General features: G+C 35.4%; 2 protein-coding genes. One reads left to right on the top strand and one right to left on the bottom strand.

Annotation, left to right across the window (positions count from 1 at the left end):
• The first annotated feature begins 166 nt into the window (after positions 1 to 166).
• Positions 167 to 397: a hypothetical protein gene (locus tag ABYK33_RS15890; protein WP_373034299.1), complete on the top strand. Its 231-nt coding sequence runs from the start codon at positions 167 to 169 to the stop codon at positions 395 to 397.
• A 112-nt stretch (positions 398 to 509) separates the two neighbouring features.
• On the opposite strand, the gene ABYK33_RS15885 is transcribed toward ABYK33_RS15890, so the two are convergent.
• A partial coding sequence (locus ABYK33_RS15885) for a dUTP diphosphatase (RefSeq protein ID WP_373034297.1) occupies positions 510 to 1,040 on the bottom strand: 531 nt, incomplete at its 5' end.

Below are 1,040 nucleotides of genomic sequence, written 5' to 3'. Positions count from 1 at the left end.
TTATTATTTTTTGGAAATAACTGGTAAAGGTACTGTAAAGGTTACGATCTATGTGAAGGATTAATATGATAAACGTGTTTTAGGTGCCAGTACACGACTCTACTTAAATCCGATAACAAGTTACTCAGAACAGTGGTATGAAGAGAGTTACTTGGGTGGATCTAAGATGCAAAAAGCAGATTCAAGACTCTTCAATTACTTAAAATTCACAGCTTCAGATAAGAATGGAAAATTTGCATTTTATGGAGTGCCATCGGGAAGTTATTATCTTATAGGTACTGTTAAATGTGGAGAAGAGTGTGGGTATGACAGTATAAAAAATATACGTATAGCAACAAAAGTAAGTGTACGCGGAAATCAAATTGTGGAAAAAGATTTGACCAGGATGACAGAGTAAAGTTTACCCTTTTGGGTAAGAGTATCATTCAATACGCTTTTCGAGCAAAGCTCAAAAACCTACTTACGACTGGGCATTTAGTGCCTCGCTTGCATTGCAATTTAGTTGCTTATCATCCCTTTGGATAAGCTTCTTCGAGTGCTTTGTAGAGTCCATCCGGAGTTATATCTTCATTTTCTTCAAGTACACGTTGCATCATAACGTTATCTTCTTCACCATTCCATATTTTGATGTATGAACCCTCTTTATACCCATGGTCCTGTCTGAACTTATTTAAGATATTTTTACCTACATAGAGTTGATAAAGTGCATCAAGATTAAGTCCTGATTGTAACGCTACATCTATAAATGCTTCCATAATTTTTTCTGTCGACCCTTCACAGAAAAGTGTTTTCATCAGTACTTCTACGACAGCGATCTGTGCATAATGATCTTTGAAATTTTCTTTTATTTCGTTAGAAAATGTTGAGAAGTTTGGGAGATCATTGATATTTCTGGCCAGTGTGTCAATACTGCCAAGATCTCCTCTTTTATAATCTTCAAGTCCTTGAGACATAATAAAATGCCAAATGTCTACAGCTTCAATTTTTATGTTGGCATAATCTGGTTTCGCATCTATGTTTTTCCAGTGTTTCCAAGGATA

This window comes from Sulfurovum sp., assembly GCF_041562805.1.
Lineage (GTDB): Bacteria > Campylobacterota > Campylobacteria > Campylobacterales > Sulfurovaceae > Sulfurovum.
This window is presented reverse-complemented; position numbering and strand designations above follow the sequence as displayed.